The organism is Lentisphaera profundi (assembly GCF_028728065.1).
GTDB lineage: Bacteria > Verrucomicrobiota > Lentisphaeria > Lentisphaerales > Lentisphaeraceae > Lentisphaera > Lentisphaera profundi.
On the sequence record NZ_CP117811.1, the window covers coordinates 1,644,138 to 1,660,544 of the forward strand.

12 protein-coding genes and 3 tRNA genes are annotated in these 16,407 nt (G+C 38.5%); 9 read left to right on the top strand and 6 right to left on the bottom strand.

What is annotated here, in order from left to right; all coding sequences use genetic code 11:
- Window positions 1-64 precede the first annotated feature (64 nt).
- Window positions 65-2,086 carry a serine/threonine protein kinase gene (locus tag PQO03_RS06465; protein WP_274148847.1) on the top strand — a complete coding sequence of 674 codons (2,022 nt, stop codon included), beginning with the start codon at window positions 65-67 and terminating at the stop codon, window positions 2,084-2,086.
- A 104-nt stretch (window positions 2,087-2,190) separates the two neighbouring features.
- Window positions 2,191-4,023, top strand: coding sequence for a glutamine--fructose-6-phosphate transaminase (isomerizing) (glmS, locus tag PQO03_RS06470; RefSeq protein ID WP_274148849.1), 1,833 nt, complete (start codon window positions 2,191-2,193; stop codon window positions 4,021-4,023).
- 2 nt (window positions 4,024-4,025) lie between these two features.
- Here glmS and PQO03_RS06475 read toward each other — a convergent pair whose 3' ends face one another.
- Window positions 4,026-5,960 (bottom strand): ATP-dependent DNA helicase, encoded by a 1,935-nt coding sequence (locus tag PQO03_RS06475; protein ID WP_274148851.1) that lies wholly within the window; start codon window positions 5,958-5,960, stop codon window positions 4,026-4,028.
- A 163-nt stretch (window positions 5,961-6,123) separates the two neighbouring features.
- Between PQO03_RS06475 and mqnC the strand changes: the two genes are divergently transcribed.
- The 6 genes from mqnC (at window position 6,124) to PQO03_RS06505 (ending at window position 8,937) form a co-directional block, all read left to right on the top strand.
- Complete coding sequence (gene mqnC, locus PQO03_RS06480) at window positions 6,124-7,176, top strand: cyclic dehypoxanthinyl futalosine synthase (protein ID WP_274148854.1); 1,053 nt, start codon at window positions 6,124-6,126, stop codon at window positions 7,174-7,176.
- 104 nt (window positions 7,177-7,280) lie between these two features.
- Window positions 7,281-7,357: transfer RNA gene (locus PQO03_RS06485), tRNA-Met, on the top strand.
- A gap of 15 nt (window positions 7,358-7,372) precedes the next feature.
- Window positions 7,373-7,449: transfer RNA gene (locus tag PQO03_RS06490), tRNA-Met, on the top strand.
- An 18-nt stretch (window positions 7,450-7,467) separates the two neighbouring features.
- A tRNA-Met gene (locus PQO03_RS06495) sits at window positions 7,468-7,544 on the top strand.
- 20 nt (window positions 7,545-7,564) lie between these two features.
- Window positions 7,565-8,353 carry a 3'(2'),5'-bisphosphate nucleotidase CysQ gene (locus PQO03_RS06500; RefSeq protein ID WP_274148856.1) on the top strand — a complete coding sequence of 263 codons (789 nt, stop codon included), beginning with the start codon at window positions 7,565-7,567 and terminating at the stop codon, window positions 8,351-8,353.
- A gap of 56 nt (window positions 8,354-8,409) precedes the next feature.
- Entirely contained in the window at window positions 8,410-8,937 is a 528-nt protein-coding gene (locus PQO03_RS06505) for a hypothetical protein (RefSeq protein WP_274148858.1), read from the top strand.
- Here PQO03_RS06505 and PQO03_RS06510 read toward each other — a convergent pair.
- On the bottom strand, window positions 8,922-9,827 hold the full coding sequence (locus PQO03_RS06510; protein ID WP_274148860.1) for a lysophospholipid acyltransferase family protein: 906 nt from the start codon (window positions 9,825-9,827) through the stop codon (window positions 8,922-8,924). The two genes, PQO03_RS06505 and PQO03_RS06510, sit on opposite strands and share 16 nt — an antisense overlap.
- A 96-nt stretch (window positions 9,828-9,923) precedes the next feature.
- Between PQO03_RS06510 and PQO03_RS06515 the strand changes: the two genes are divergently transcribed.
- Window positions 9,924-11,093: an FHA domain-containing protein gene (locus PQO03_RS06515; RefSeq protein WP_274148862.1), complete on the top strand. Its 1,170-nt coding sequence runs from the start codon at window positions 9,924-9,926 to the stop codon at window positions 11,091-11,093.
- On the opposite strand, the gene PQO03_RS06520 is transcribed toward PQO03_RS06515, so the two are convergent.
- From PQO03_RS06520 to PQO03_RS06535, 4 genes are read right to left on the bottom strand one after another with little or no spacing between them, the layout of a single operon-like run.
- Window positions 11,090-11,494 carry a hypothetical protein gene (locus PQO03_RS06520; protein WP_274148864.1) on the bottom strand — a complete coding sequence of 135 codons (405 nt, stop codon included), beginning with the start codon at window positions 11,492-11,494 and terminating at the stop codon, window positions 11,090-11,092. The genes PQO03_RS06515 and PQO03_RS06520 overlap by 4 nt on opposite strands.
- A 50-nt stretch (window positions 11,495-11,544) precedes the next feature.
- Window positions 11,545-13,347 (bottom strand): FHA domain-containing protein, encoded by a 1,803-nt coding sequence (locus PQO03_RS06525; RefSeq protein ID WP_274148866.1) that lies wholly within the window; start codon window positions 13,345-13,347, stop codon window positions 11,545-11,547.
- Complete coding sequence (locus PQO03_RS06530) at window positions 13,348-15,018, bottom strand: DUF1549 domain-containing protein (protein ID WP_274148868.1); 1,671 nt, start codon at window positions 15,016-15,018, stop codon at window positions 13,348-13,350.
- Window positions 15,015-16,229, bottom strand: coding sequence for a DUF1501 domain-containing protein (locus PQO03_RS06535; protein WP_274148870.1), 1,215 nt, complete (start codon window positions 16,227-16,229; stop codon window positions 15,015-15,017). Before PQO03_RS06535 ends, PQO03_RS06530 begins: the two co-directional genes overlap by 4 nt.
- Window positions 16,230-16,407 lie beyond the last annotated feature (178 nt).

Sequence of the window (16,407 nt, forward strand, 5' to 3'; positions counted from 1 at the left end):
AAGTAACTAGCCTAATTTGAAATGTATTTCCTTATCAATTTCTATTAATTATCTATGGTTAACCGTGAACATAAACGATAACAGTGACGAAAGCTTCTTTAGCCACATTGACGAAAGTTTAAGTGATTTCTTTGATATTGAGCTCGATGACAAAGAACTAGAAGCAGCTTATCCCATTCAAAATGAAATTAAGAAACTCTCTGAGCATTATGAAATTTTGGGTGAAATTGATCAGGGAGGCATGAAAAAGATTTTTCGTGCGAAAGACTTAAAGGCTGAGCGCATTGTTGCCCTCGCACAATTAAAACGTGAAGCAAAACAAGAAACCATTGAACAATTTTTGCGTGAAGCACGATTAACTGCTTCTCTTCAGCACCCCAATATCATTACGATTTATGACATCGGCATTGATGAAAATAATTCACCCTTCTTTACAATGGAACTGCTCGAAGGACAAACTTTAAAAAGCTTTATCGAAAATAAAGCGAGCCAAGAATTTAATATTGATGTATTCCTCAAAATCTGTGATGCCATTGCCTTTGCTCATAGCCACTCAATTTTACATCTTGACCTTAAGCCTGAAAATGTCTATGTCGGGTCATTTGGCCAAGTCACTGTTTGTGACTGGGGCATTGCTCGCATTCTTAAACAAGATGAAGAAGCTGAAGTATCTCCTCAATTTGATCCTGACATACTCAATCACATGACCCTACAGGGTCAAATAAAAGGAACCCCAGGTTTTATGGCTCCTGAGCAAGCCATGAGCAATCAACAAAAGGATCAGAGAACTGATATATATGCCCTCGGTGGTATTCTTTATTTCATGTTTTCAAAAAAAGCGCCCATACAGGGCAAAGAAATCACCACCTTGATCGAAAAAACTAAGCGTGCAGAAATCCAACCCCTCGATAATTATCTTTCATTGCCACGAGCCTTGAAAGCTATTCTAACAAAATGTTTAAGTCCTGAGCCACAAGATAGGTATGCTAGTATTATTGATTTAAAATTAGATATTATCAAATACCAAAAAGGTTTTGCGACTCTCGCCGAAGATGCAGGATTGTTAGTCCACCTCCAACTCCTAATTCGACGACAGTATAAAGCATTAGTCATTATCATGTTCATTCTTGCACTCATTGTACTCATGGGAACTCAATCTCTGCAAAGAATTCGTCAAGAGCGCAATCTTGCCTTAAAGGCCGAACAAGTAGCACAAGCAGAAAGAATAAAAGCCGAAGAAAACCTGACCAACCTAAAAGAAGCTCATTTGCAAAATAAATTACTAACTGAAGATATTTTGGAACTTACTAATGAAATTGCAGATAGTGATGACCTGAGTAGTGCTAAACGAAAAATTGCACTACTAAACGAAGCTCTGAAGAAGGAAAGCAAAGCGAAAAAAAGAAAAATAATCTTACGAAAGAAAGCCCTCTTACATTTCGTTTTACAAGAATTCACTGCGGCGGCGAAAACTTTTTCTCAAATGGACTCACAAAACAACCTATCTAGACTTATTAAAATTTCTGATTGGGCCAAGGAACTAAAACACGATTCACAATCTTTAAGCGATAGTCAATTCGCCGAACTTCTTCTGCATCTTGGTCACAATCAATACGAGCTCATTAAAGCGATGTATTTCAAGCATACTAAATACAGGTCTCATCGTATCAAAGATAGTGAAGGTTCCATTTCACTCGCAAAAATTATGGTATTTTACAATAACAAAATTTGGGAAAAAAATAAATTAAATGGCTACTCGGAATTCTTTGTCGACGGCAGAATTAGCTTAGCAAACCTGCCAATTAGTCGCTTCATTGTTGAACCCTATAAAATCAATATCCTCAGTGAGATTAACTTTGATTATCTCGATATTTCTAACACTTCATTTTTTGAATTTGTTCAAATCAAAGATATCCCTCTGAAAACACTTAATATATCTGCCTGCCGACTTAACGAAATAAACCCTATGCGTATACAAATCCTGCAGAGTACTGGACTTAAAACTATTATCTATCAGGATGCTTATCTAAAGCCTGAGGAGATCCAATTACTTTCAAAGTACTTCATCTTGAAGAAAGTTGATTAATTCTAATTTAAATGGTTATTCAAGATTTTTTAAAGTGATTTCTCATGAAATAATTCAAACAAGTTGTATCATGTGAGAATTAAAATTTTAAGCAGGAAATTATTATGTGTGGTATCATTGCATACGCAGGTGAAAACAATCCTTTAAAGATTCTCGTAAACGGCTTAGAGCGATTAGAATATCGCGGTTATGATTCAGCTGGCGTGAGTGTCCTAAAAGACAATCAGATTTACACGGTAAAAGCAGCTGGTAAAGTTTCCAGTTTAGCTGAGAAAATTGATAGTGATGACCAACTCTCTGACACCAGCCTCTTAAATTGCGGCATTGCTCACACTCGTTGGGCTACACATGGTGGACCTACTGAAAACAATGCTCACCCACACCTTGGACAAAACTCAAGAATTGCTTTAGTTCACAATGGTATTATTGAAAATTACCAAGATTTAAAAAATGAACTACTCGAACAAGGACATACCTTTAAGTCCGAAACAGATACCGAAATCCTTGCACATCTAATTGAAGCACATTACACCGATGATTTAAAAAAAGCTGTCTCAGAAGCTTTAGCTAAGGTTGAAGGCGCCTACGGTATTGCGGTTATCTCCAAAGATGAACCCGACACTATTATCACAGCTCGTTTTGGGAGTCCAATTGTCATTGGCCTCTGTAAAGACGAAGTCATTATCGCCTCCGATATCAACGCCATTGTACACCATACTGATCGCGTTGTTTACCTCAATGATGGCGACTTAGCTATTGTCAATAAAGATGGCATAAGCTTCCATGACTTAAGTTTGAAGTCGGTACAAAGAAATGAAGAAAAGATCACGCATTCTGCGGAAGAAGCTCAAAAAGGTGGCTACTCTACTTTCATGATGAAAGAAATTCATGATCAGCCACGTGCCGTTAGAAACTCGGTTCGCGGTCATTTAGATTTTGATAATGCAACCACTTCTCTTGGTGGCTTGCACATGAATCCCAAAGAACTCGCCTCCATTGACCGCATCCAACTTTTTGCCTGTGGCACTTCGCTTAACGCCGCTCTATTAGGTCAATATTTCTTTGAAGATCTCGCAGGAATTCCTTGCCAAGTTACTCAAGCAGCCGACTTTAGATACCGCAACCCTATTATTGAAAAAAATACCTTAGCAATTGCCTTGAGTCAATCTGGTGAGACTGCTGATACACTAGCGGCAGTCCATGAAGCCAAACGCAAGGGCGCTGACTTAATTGCCATTTGTAATGCTGTTGGTTCTACAATTGCGAGAGAAGCAGGCCGTGGAGTCTATCTGCATGCTGGACCAGAAATCTCAGTAGCTTCCACTAAAGCCTTTACAACACAGGTCTCGGTCTTACTTCAACTCGCCATTTTACTAGGAAGAACTAAACGCTTAGATAGAAGTCAATCTATTGAGATCCTCGAGGCTATTGATAAACTACCTGAGCAAATTGAAGAAGTCTTAAAACTTTCTGATTCGATTCGAGAAATAGCAAAAAAATACACAGATGTTCACAGCATGTTTTTCATTGGTCGTGGCTATCAATACCCTGTTGCTTTAGAGGGCGCTTTAAAGGTTAAAGAGATTTCCTATATTCACGCAGAAGGCTATCATGCAGCGGAACTTAAACATGGCCCACTGGCCTTACTCGATGAAAAAGTCCCTGTTGTTGCGATCTGTACCAACAAAGATTCAGCTCAAAAAATAGTTTCTAATATTCGTGAATGCTCTTCGCGCAGCGCACCTGTTATTGCCGTCGTGAGCGAAGGCATAGAAACACCTGCTGATGATTCAATTGTAATCCCTGCTACTCATCCAACAACAGCACCCATTTTATCTGCTGTTGCATTGCAGCTTTTTTCCTTTCACATTGCCGACCTACGTGGTTGCCCCATTGATCAACCACGGAACTTAGCTAAATCTGTAACCGTAGAGTAAGCTTAAAACTTCTCTATCTCACATCCTTCGGGCATTGCCCGAAGGAATTTACCGCCGTAATTTGTATTACTGACACGGCTATCCATTAAAACGACTATCCCACGGTCTTTAGCAGTCCGTATAAGTCGTCCTATCCCTTGCCTGAGCTTAAGTTCAGCTTCTGGTATAGAGAAATCGAAAAAAGGACGCCCCCCACTTTTCTCTAAGTGCTCACATCGGGCTGCAATTAAGGGGTGATCAGGTACCGAAAAAGGAATACGCATAATAATTACATTGCGCAGCGTCTCTCCAGGAACATCGACTCCCGTCCAGAAGGTATCTGTACCAAAAAGAACTGAATTAGTATCCTCTTTAAAGGCCTCTAATAACAAAGCTGAAGAAGCCGCTTCTCCCTGAACGAAGATATTTAAGCCCATTTCAGTCATAAAAGGACGTATGGCATCTGCCGTTCGTTTCATCTGAGAGAATGAGGTAAATAAAACAAAGGCACCACCATTCGTCATATGAATAAAATAACGGAGCCAGTTTATCGACTCTTTTTCATAATCCTTGTCTTTGGGTGATGGTACACTTTGTGCTGCAAAAACTTTCATTTGATTTTTAAAATCGAATGGGCTATCCAAAATCATATCTAGAGCCTCACTCATCCCTACCCGGCTTCTAAAGTATTTTAATTTTTCACCAACAGCCAAAGTCGCACTCGTTGTAATAACAGGCGTCTTTGATCGAAAGAGTAAATCATTGAGAATGGGTGCTACATCTATTGCAGCGGCGTGCATCGATAAATACTGACTACTTTTTTCGAACCAAAAAACATGCTCTTCTGAATTCGCTCGTAGGAAAAATGATAGGCTATCAGTTAATTTAAGTAAGCGTCTCGAAAGCGACCGCAATTCCGTTTCCTTTTCCACATTCGTTTCTTCTTCATCTGCGTAAACTTCCAAGAGACCACAGAGCTGCGTCAAGCCTTCTGCCAAAGGATTTTCTGGCACAACCGCTTCATGAATCCGATGAGTCTTAATATCATCAGGTAACCAAGCATGGAGACTTTGAAAAAAATCGCGTACTTCATCATGTAGACGGGCGGCTAAAAAACGTCCCCGGTTATCACTAATACCACTGATCGCTCCACGTTTACTACGCTTATTATAGATTCTCCGCAATTGATACAAAAAAGTACCCGCCGATAAACGTATACCTAAATGTACCGCTGCCACATCTTCTACTGTGTGACATTCATCTACAATAATTGCTGAAGGGGATGGCAGAATACCGGCTTGATCATCTCCAGTTTCTGCCTTAATTGCGAGGTCCGAAAAAAAGAGTGCATGATTGACTATTATTATATCAGCTTTAAATAAAGCTCTTCTCGATTTTTGAAAAAAACAGGGCTTAAAGTGCGGGCAGCGCTGATTTAAGCAATTGCCTTCTTCCGCATTAACTGTGCCCCATGCTCCATTATCCACAGCAAAAGGCAATTCCGTTTTACAACCATTCTCACTCGTATCTGCCCAAGATTTGATACGAAAAACTTCAGGTATCATACTTTCATCAGGTAAGAAATCAGGACTTCCTGCTGCGGCGGCATTCATTCTACGCATACAGATATAATTGCCTCGCCCCATACCAATCACGGCATTAAAATCATCTCCCAGCATCATTTGCACTGCGGGAACATCTTTTTTCAATAGCTGTTCCTGGAGGTGCTTGGTATGAGTAGTAATGATAATAGGCTTACTTTGCTCTGTCTGACGATGCCACTTAACTGCCGGTAATAAATACGCAATACTCTTGCCCACTCCCGTGGGAGCCTCTACACATAAATTTAGACCTTCTGACAAAGAGTAATAAACTTTACTTGCCATTGTTTCCTGCTGTGGGCGACGTTCAAAATCACGCCCATCCAAAAAACTAAATCGCTCTGGGAAAATTGACAAATCGATACTCTTCGTTGGTTTAATTAAGGCAACATTAAGCCTATAAAGGCGCTATGCTAGTTTAAGATTTTCTTTTATCGCTTTTAATCTTAAATGAATACAATGAAATTCATCAAAATGGGACTATTTTTTGGGAATTAAAAAAATTAGATTAGGACTTAATATGAGTTTTCAACGATTAAACTTTGAAGAAGGTTTAGACCTCTTCCAAAATGCAGACCTTTTTGACCTCCAAAAAATGGCTGTCGAACAGCGTAATAAAATTAATCCTGTAAGTGAAGTTACTTATGTGATTGACTCAAACCCCAATTACACCAATGCTTGCACTGCAGACTGCCTTTTCTGCGCCTTCTACCGCAAACCAGGTGATGAAGAAGTCTATGTACGCAGTTTAGATGATGTTCGCAATATGATGAAAGACGCCCAAGCACAAGATGCTACTACCGTTTTACTCCAAGGTGGCCTACATCCGGATCTGAAACTAGATTATTACCTCGACATCATAAAAATGACTGTCGCAGAATTTCCTGGTATAATCCCTCACTTTTGGTCAGCTCCTGAAATTGACAATATCGCTGAAGTTGAAAATATCACTGTCCGTGAAGTTCTTCAAAAAATGTATGACGTGGGACAACTCTCTCTTCCTGGTGGCGGAGCAGAAATCCTCTCTCAAAAAGTGCGCAATCGTATTTCACCCAAGAAGCATAAAGTCGATCGCTGGCTCCACATCCATGAAGTTGCCCATGAAATCGGCATGAAGTCCACCGCCACGATGATGTATGGCCACAGAGAAGAACCCGAAGACATTATTATTCATTTACAGGCTATTCGTGACATCCAAGACCGTACAGGCGGTTTCACGGCCTTCGTTCCATGGACATACAAGAAAGATAATACTCTTTTAGGAAAAAAAGTTACCAGGGAGACTACACCCGAAGATTACTACCGTATTCTTGCTATCTCTCGCTTATATTTAGATAACTTTGACCATATCCAAGCTTCTTGGTTCAGCGAAGGAAAAGACACTGGAGTAAAGTCCTTATCCTATGGTGCTGATGACTTTGGCGGAACCTTATTTGAAGAAAATGTCCACGCCGAAACAGGCTTTATCAACAAGACTAGTGCTGAGGGTTTATGCAGTATGATTCGCAAAGCAGGCTTCACTCCTGTCCAGCGAGACACCCTCTACAATAAAGTTTTAACTGTAAAATCTTAATTTTCCTTCAAAAAGCCTCTTGAAGTCTTTTTATCTCGGAGTATTACTAAGGCCTCTTCATTTGCTTGTGATCACAATCACAGTAAACACTCACTTTTTAAGGTCGCGGGGTGGAGCAGTCAGGTAGCTTGTCAGGCTCATAACCTGAAGGTCGTAGGTTCGAATCCTGCCCCCGCAACCATTAATATTTTAAGGTCGCGGGGTGGAGCAGTCAGGTAGCTTGTCAGGCTCATAACCTGAAGGTCGTAGGTTCGAATCCTGCCCCCGCAACCATTTTATATTTTTTAAGGACGCGGGGTGGAGCAGTCAGGTAGCTCGTCAGGCTCATAACCTGAAGGCCGTAGGTTCGAATCCTGCCCCCGCAACCATTTACCCCCTTTGGTACAATATGAACCCCAGAATTAAGCTATTACAAAGTTTTGCTGAACCCTGTTCTCGGATATGCAAAGACTACTTTTTGAAAGAGGCGAAAACCTGGAGAAAGCAAGATAAATCTTTCGTTTCTGAAGCAGATATAAAAGTAAATGATTATATCATCTCAAGTATTCAAGAAGATTTTGCGGAAGACGCAATCTTAAGCGAAGAAAGCCCCGAAGACCCTCGCCGTAAACATAGTGAATACACCTGGGTCATCGATCCCATTGACGGCACCAGCGAGTTCCTCGCAGGCAGCCCAGAATTTTGCATCATGATTTGCATCCTTCGCAACAACAAGCCCTTCTACGCCAGTATCAGCATACCACAAGAAAATAAATCTTATGAAGGTGGACCCAGTTTCCCCGCTAAAGAAAAAGATCTCTTATCAAGGAAATATACGAATCTTGAGAAAAACCTACTAGATAATAATGTATTAATTATGTCGAAATCTAGGGCCACGCAACAACTCAAAGACTTTGCCAAGCAAGAAAACATCGAATCTTTTTCCTGTGGCTCTGCCGGAGTCAAAGCTTGTCGCATACTGCAGCATAAGGCCAATAACTATATCCACATGAGTAAAATAGCTGAGTGGGACACGGCCGCACCAGACTGTATTTTACAATCTTGGGGACAAGGCTTCATCGACATAGATGGCAATGCTCTCATTTATAACAAAGAAAAGTTCTATCACAAACACTTTTTTTATATGCCATCGGAGAAACTTTTCTTGAAGGCTCAAAAGTTTTTTCAAAAAAATTAGAGTCTATACTTGTCCCTTGCTCTTTTATTTTAAATAAAAGAACATTACTTATTAGTATGATACCTCTATACCTTAGTTTGCTCGCTATGAGCCCCGATTCTATGCAAGGCTACCTTGCTGCCAAAGAACTAAGACTTGAATTACCCTCCTCGTTTTACTCTCAGATATCTAATCAAGATATATGGCTCGATAACCTGTATAGTATTTCACTGGTGAAAGAAAAAACGTATCATGAACGCTCTAGCATTGAAAATAACATCTATAACACTTATCTAGATGACTATTACTCTGACGAAGACATACAGACACTCCACCACATGACGGGTAAAGCACCTTACACACTAACGCTCCATACTCGTTTTTGGGCGGGTGACAGCTCTGGTTATGCACAAGGTTTTTCTTACTCGGAAAAAGCTGACCATAACCTTACTTGGGGAATGGGAGTTGAAAGAGCAGAAATAAAGAGTGATAAAAGATATAACTGGAATAATAATTCATACTACAATGTGGATTCTTGGCTAAACTGGCAACCATCGCCAGAATTAAATATCTTTCTAGGCGTAAATGCTTACGTTCCTGAATAATCTACTTTTAAGCCTTCGGTCTTCTCAATTAAAGGACGCGTTTTCCAACGTTTATGCATCCATATCCAATACGCAGGATGATCATACAGAGCTTGACTTAAATAATCTGTAACTTTCTGAGTATTAATTTGTACCGACTTTTCATCAGCCTCTTCTTTAGCAAAAGTCATTGAATCATGGAAGTGCACTGTCTGTGTTAACTTATCTTCATTTCTATAGGCTGTTGTAGGAATAACCACTGCCCCTGTTTTTGCTGCCACGAAAAGTGGAGATGCATAGGTAGAGCAACTTTCTCCCATGAAATCGACAAAGCAGCCTTCTGTTCTTTTTGAATTCTGATCCATAACCATGCAGACTGTTTCTCCTCGCTTCAATGCTCGAAATATTGACAGTAAAACTTTTCCATCTTTTTCCCAGCAATTAATTTTATGAGGTTCTCTAAAAGTTGAGGAAAAATACCCTTTCTCCAAACCTTTGACATCTTTAATCACGACGTTAACTTTATTGCCAAGCTCGGCGATCTTAAGAATACATTTCTCCCAATTAGCATAATGACCCGTCATGATAAGAACTCCTTTGCCTTTTTTAAGAGCCTCTAGATATACCTCATCATTAACACTACTTACCTTTTCCATTAACTGCTCAGAGCTTTTCACTGGTTGCTGGAGCAGTTCCACAGCAGTGAGTCCAAAATGGAAATAAATCTCTTTTAGTAAAGAGGCCTCCCATTTATTTTGACCGTAAACTAAATCTAAGTTATACTGAACTATTTTTCGACGAAAGCGAAAAACATATAAAAGCAGGAAGGCAACACCTTTCGCCACACCATAAATCACAAAGTCGGGAAATAAGGAGAAAATATAATAAATTATTCTTAAAAAAAACTTCATCTATGCTCTTGCCAATTGTACTTCCAATATATTAATATAAGATGGTCTTAAGTTTTCGTGGAGAACCTAAGAACAATAAGGGAGAATACTATAATAATGGAATCGTACAACTGTTTTTCATGCGGATTTAGCAATCCTATCGCTCACACCCACTGTGCCAAATGTAAAAAATCTGCTGCTGCAGCCGCTTTTATTTCTAATGGAACAGGATCCTTCCCAGAAGGTTTCATATGGCCTCTTTTCCCTAGAGCCCTCGTACTTGGCGCCGCTCCAGCAGACGATATCCTTATTCCTACAAATAAAATACATGACCAACATTGTCGCTTCGATTATGTAAAAGGCGTGTTTTATATCACTCTCCCAAAGAATAGTCCTACTGCATTTATTGGTGGCCAATCTATCCGTCCTAATATGAAGCAAGCTTTAAATAATGGCTCCACTCTAAAAATAGGTGACGAAGAACTCACTATCACCTATTTTAATGGAACTGAAACATTTTCAGAAGTACAAAATTTTCAATTAAAGCAATTAGCAGAAAAATCTGTCAATCCAACCGTTTGTCGTCTTCTTCATATTATTGCTTTCAAACGCGAAGTCATTAATTTGACCAATTCTACAGATATATATTCATTTGCGGTCGATACTATCCTGCGCATCACAGATCTTGATAGAGCCTACGCCTTTCAAGTTATTACTGAAGGGGATGAACTTAAAGTAAAAGAAGTCATCGCTAAAGATTCCGACCTATCCATCATTGAAGAGGAAGAATTTAGCATATCACGCTCGATCATGACGCAGGTTTTAGAAAACCAAGGTGCTGTTTTTATTCAGGATGCTGACAAGGAAGTTACTTCCACTGTTTCTATGGCGAACTTCAATATCAAAACAGTCATCTGTCTCCCTTTAACCGTAAAGAATGAACAAGGTGAGCGAGAGCTTATCGGTATTATCTATGCGGACAAAACTTTAAGTACCACTCCCCTACCTTCTGGTATATCCGCTTCTCTGCAGTCTTTGCGTAAAATCACTTCACACCACTTAGTGAGAACTATGCAAAATGACGAGGCAAACTCAGATTTAAATAGTTTCAAGCATTACTTTACTAACCTAAAGGATGAGATGGATAAGATTCGAAATTACCTAGATGATACTTCTCAGCATATTGTTGTTGGTACAAGTACTGATACCAGTGTTTTCCAAGAACGCATAACAGAATGCAACGAAGCTTTAAAAATGCTTGCTGAGAATGTAAAACAGAACTTCTAAGGATTGAGATAAAAGAATAAAACTTTTGTCTTTGCTAAGATAATATATTTATCACTATAAAGATTTAGATCTTCCAACTGCGCTAAAACTTCCTTTAAGGTCAGTTGCATATCTAATTCCAATTCTCTCGCACTAAACTCTTTTACACTACCTGTCAATGCTTCCACATAGTCTTTCGCCTCTTGAGAATTCAAGGCCCTTAGATATTGCAGTCGCTTCTCCAAGCTTTGTTTTTGTAGAAGCCAAAGTTCTTTGTTTAAGTTGTAATCAAAAATAAATTCCTCAGCATACTGCCCTTTTATTTTTGATGGTGGAAAGAAAAGCTTAGCATCATTTAGATTTTCTAATTCTATAAAATAAATCCCATGTGCTTTTGAAAAGACACCTTTTTTTATGTTCACTTGCGCGACACAGTGAAAAGTCAGTAGAAATAAAACTACATATAAATACCTCATTGGATTAACTCGCACTCACTTAAAACCAGCATATCCAAACCGCGAATCCCCATAGACCAACCTTTAATTTTTACATGCTTACCATGGAGACCTAGATCTTCACTTTCACCCTTAAAATAACATTCAACAAAACCATCGAGTCGTAGCGTATGCCAATTTTCATCTGTACTAATGGCACTTACCGTACCTGAGATTTCTATGTACGAATCAGCATATTTATTAAAGAAGCTCAGTAGATCCATTTGCTTACGATCTTGTAAAACATCCTGAGTTTTCAGAACTTCTATTTCCTTATTTCCTTGTTCACCCCTATAAACTTTAGGTATCCAAATATTTTCATTTAAAGGTAATATTTTCTTTGCAATAACTTTTATGCCTTTACTGATTCCGAAACTGGCTGCCTTTGATGAAGGAACACAAGATTCAATATCTCTCAATAAAAAATCTTTCTTTTCATCCTCATTAATAAAAAAAATGATATTACTTTTATTTGTTTTTTTCAGCATTCCATAGAACTCTTCTCCTGACTTAAGCTTCAAATAATGGCTTATCGTAAAAAATTTACTTTCTACAACTAAGTCTTGACCTTGACTCAAAGTAAGTTCATGATTTTCTACAAGATCACTGCCCTTCACGCTGATGGATACAAAGTAACTAGATGGCAATAACTTATCTAATTTTATAAAATGGTTCGATGAATCAATAAACTTACCATTCACATTCACTTCACACTCAAGTTCAGGTAAATTAACCCGTAGTGAGCAATACCTCGGATCAAAAATAAATTCCTCATCTAATTCATCCATCTTTAAACTAATTACCGAATACGATGGCAAACTTAAATTTAAGACTTTATCTACAAGTAATTCTTTTCTAATAAAAGAGGGACTGATACCAAAGACATCGTCCTTAAATGACAATTTTGCACCTTCTGGTTTTGTCTGAAAATCAAGATAGGCATCATCTCTCTCAAGCTCAATTTTTATATTCTGAGTAGACGACAAGTTAATAAAGATATCTTTTCTATGATATGCCTTTTTGTAACAAGTCACATTATAGAACCCTGGACTTAAGCCTTTTACCTCAAGCGGTACCTTGCCCTTATACTCACCATTTAATTCGATCCTTACACCAGGAATTTCACTCTCAAAATTAAGACTATACAGCTGTTTTTTAAGTTCTTTTGGTCCTATTTTATCCACAAATGCAACATTACCCTTCAATTCTTCACTAGGATCTATAAGTATTAAAACTGGATCGATATCCTCTGCAGGTATAATAGCAAAGATAGCTACACAGAAAAAGATCAACGCTAGTATTATAAAAATGCTTTCTTTTCGTTTTTTTTCAGGATCATTATTCGCGGAATATTCCGTATCCATTAATTCATTCACATCATTTGGAGTAGACTCACCATCGGTCAAGTCATTTGGAGTAGGCTCACCATCGACTAAGTCATCAGCAGGATTAGGATCTAAAACTTTAGGCTCCTCTAAACTCTTAGGCAGCTCTAGAGACTCCACTAAGCAAAAACTTTCTTTGCCAATACTTATCTTATCACCGATCTGAACTTTACTTGCTTGAAATATTTTTTGTCCATTTAAAAAAACTCCATTATGACTCCCCAAATCCTCCAAGAAAATCACGTCATCATGCAGACTCAACTCCATATGACGCCCACTAATTTTAGCATCATTAATAACCAAGGTACAAGTATGACTACGCCCTATGGTAATTGAATTTTGTTCAAAATTCAGCTTTTTACCAAGCAAAGAACCTGCAGTAAAAAGAATCCTCATCTAATACACTCGTATTTCTGGAGAGTTAAAAATTGCCCAAGTCATTTCAAAAAAACCAGACTCAGGGTAATTAACTTTGGCATCTACTTTATTTTTAAAAAACAGGCGCTCTCGCTCTGTTGGCAACCTGGTATAATACGTAATAAAGAATTCATTTATAAATAAATTAAAATCTTTTTTCTTCGCTTGCTCGTACCAAAAATTCGCCTTCCCATCTATAAAATCGAGTGCATCACTATTGCTAGCTAAAAATAAAGCTTGCGATAAACTCCCCCTATAAAAAGCTTCTGAATCTGACAAAGAACTTGGAAAGAGTTGATCAATATATTTCTCTTTATTTTTCTCTAAGCTATAAAGTGATTGCCAATTTTCATTTTTCGTAAACTTTTTGAATTCATCGTTCATTAAGATGTTTAGGATTTGCTCTCCTGATAAATGCCGTATTTTCCTACTGGTAAAATAGATAAAACCCTCTTCATCTGACTTCTCCGACGAGGGCAGTTTATAAATATCTGATAATAAGAATCGGCGTACTAATACATACAAATCGAACTTATTATCCTCAAACTTTTTAGCAAATATATCAAGTCGTTTTGCATTCTCATGACTCGCACCATAAACATCATTTGCGGGCATCACTATTCCACGCCCTATCAACCAATGCGACACCCAATTAGAAGTGGACCTTGAGAAATACTTAGGTTTTTTATATGCCATCCACTCAGCTAAGTAATCTCTAGGACTCTTAGTTATATGCAGAGGACGATTTTGACCAAATAGTAAGCGTGGTCTTGCTGTATATTTCTTTTCTTCTACTATGTATTCTAGTTTTAAATGCGTGAGTCTTCTCTCTTTTTCAAAGATATATAATTGCGGTGCTACGAGAGATTTTTCTTGACTCATCTCATCCATTTTAAACTCCATGGATAATTTTTGACCACGACTATCTTCATATGAAATTTCATCATATATATTTTCGCCCTTCTCCTCCATAGAAATCCAATCTAATACATCTTTATATTCATCTCCTAATGCCTGCTGTGCCTTATAGCTCTTCCCTACTCGTTTCTTAAGATCTTTTAGTTCTTTATCAGTTTTTACATAACGCTTATCCATTCCTTCAAAAAAAGTGGCCATGGACCAAAAATTCTTATGAGTTAGTTCTGGATAATATTTATGATCGTGACATTCAGCACAAGCAAGGGTTATGCCCCAAATATTTTCCGTAAAGCGCCCTGCCATCATTTTTGAATCTTCTTTACCCGTAAAGAAAAGCACCATCTGGTTTCTAGCTGAAATTCCATCCGCACTTAACATATCGCGAATAAATTGGCGAAAGTCCAAATCAGGCTTCACATAAGTTTCTTTTATGTGCTTTTCCAAGCTTCGATAAACTAATGGGTGCTGCTCCCTCTCTTTTCTTTTGGGTGCGTAGTGATCTACAATTTTTGTCGCCAAATTACTTCTGAATTCATCTGTTTTTAAAAGCTTGTCGACTAAACGCTCATACTGCCCCTTTCCAATCATATCCTTGGCAGAGTAATACTCACCTAATTCAGGCAAACGATTCTGTGTATCCAAATATAAGCGTCTCACTAAACGATCTGAGCTTTCTACTTCTGCTTTTAGACACAAAGTAGTTAACAGCACTAATGTGCAAAATAGCTTCATGACAAAAGCTCTGCAATTCCTGATTTGGAGGGACATAGATCTAAAGGCCTTCCACTTTTATGCATATAGGGATCATTTGGGTTAAAACCAAGATACCTAAAAATTGAGTAACTTAATTCTCCCATACTAACAGCTCCTGCTAAACTCATTCCATCCTTAGAACTACGGCCTATATGTTGACCCGATAAGCCTCCTCCTATTAATAAAACGGGCGTATTCATTGGATAGTGATCTCTGCCCCCATTTTCATTAATTCGCGGTGTACGACCAAAATCCCCCGCCACCATAATTAAAGTTGAGTCTAATAAGTCCATCACTTCTAATTCTTTGATCAATTGACACATACCCTGATTCATGGGCTCACACAGATTTTGACATCTCTGAGTATTATTTTGGTGGGTATCCCAACCGCCATATGAAATCTCTACTGAAGGCACGCCTGCTTGTATTAAACGACGGGCCTGTAAAAAACTTTTACCTATTCCCTTCCCGTACATCTCCAAACTTTTAGGACTTTCATTATCTAAATCAAAAACTTTATTTGAAATGCCTAAATTTAACTGTGTAGCTTTGCGCCCATAGCGTAATTCTTCTTGTATCTGTTCAATTTGCTGACTTGCAGAATGCTTCATATACTCATCTCTCAAAGATTCAGATCTAAGTAAACGCTCTCTCCAGTCGGCATCCACCTTAAGCTTATTCTGTCCTGGCTTAATACTATAGGGACTATAATCATTATCTAAAAAACCCGCTGACAAGGCTCCTCCTAAAGAAACTACCTTTGGTAAATCAGATTCTTTATCGGCAGCTAAGGCCCAGGCGGCTGTCGAGCAAATACCTGGCTGAATTTGTGCGGGATTGGGCAAAAAACCTCCTGTCCCTACATAATACCTTCCTAATTCATGTGCCCCTACTCGAGAACTGGTATGCACCAAAGCCATATGTTGAGAAAAGTCTGCTAAACCCGCAAAATGATCCGCGAAATAAAGGTCTTTAATTTGTGTTTTAGCCCCTTTCAAGCCTCCACCATTGACATGATTCGGCTTGGCATCAAAAGTATCCATTTGCGAGGGGCCACCACGTAAATTAATATAAATAAAATGACGAACTTTAGGACGTTTCTTTATAGCTGCATTGCCCCTATTAGGAAATAACAAGCTAGATAGCGCTAAGCTACCACCTCGTAAGAAGTTTCGTCGATTTGTATACATGAGTACATCAGCCTTAAGTTAATAATTTGTTTCCAATTATTAAAACGACAAAAGCTATGAATTATTGTGACTAGATCAGAAGTATTCTGAATCCCGGAGTAACTTTAGAAGAACTAGGTAGAGATTTTGTTAACTGAACTCTATAACTTTTCACCAGTATACCTAAAGCTCTTTCGAA

Excerpts from the sequence above, each read along its gene's own strand:
- glmS (WP_274148849.1), top strand. The coding sequence starts at position 2,191 with ATGTGTGGTATCATTGCATACGCAGGTGAAAACAATCCTTTAAAGATT.
- mqnC (WP_274148854.1), top strand. The coding sequence starts at position 6,124 with ATGAGTTTTCAACGATTAAACTTTGAAGAAGGTTTAGACCTCTTCCAA.
- PQO03_RS06500 (WP_274148856.1), top strand. The coding sequence starts at position 7,565 with ATGAACCCCAGAATTAAGCTATTACAAAGTTTTGCTGAACCCTGTTCT.
- PQO03_RS06505 (WP_274148858.1), top strand. The coding sequence starts at position 8,410 with ATGATACCTCTATACCTTAGTTTGCTCGCTATGAGCCCCGATTCTATG.
- PQO03_RS06510 (WP_274148860.1), bottom strand. The coding sequence starts at position 9,827 with ATGAAGTTTTTTTTAAGAATAATTTATTATATTTTCTCCTTATTTCCC.
- PQO03_RS06515 (WP_274148862.1), top strand. The coding sequence starts at position 9,924 with ATGGAATCGTACAACTGTTTTTCATGCGGATTTAGCAATCCTATCGCT.
- PQO03_RS06525 (WP_274148866.1), bottom strand. The coding sequence starts at position 13,347 with ATGAGGATTCTTTTTACTGCAGGTTCTTTGCTTGGTAAAAAGCTGAAT.
- PQO03_RS06530 (WP_274148868.1), bottom strand. The coding sequence starts at position 15,018 with ATGAAGCTATTTTGCACATTAGTGCTGTTAACTACTTTGTGTCTAAAA.
- PQO03_RS06535 (WP_274148870.1), bottom strand. The coding sequence starts at position 16,229 with ATGTATACAAATCGACGAAACTTCTTACGAGGTGGTAGCTTAGCGCTA.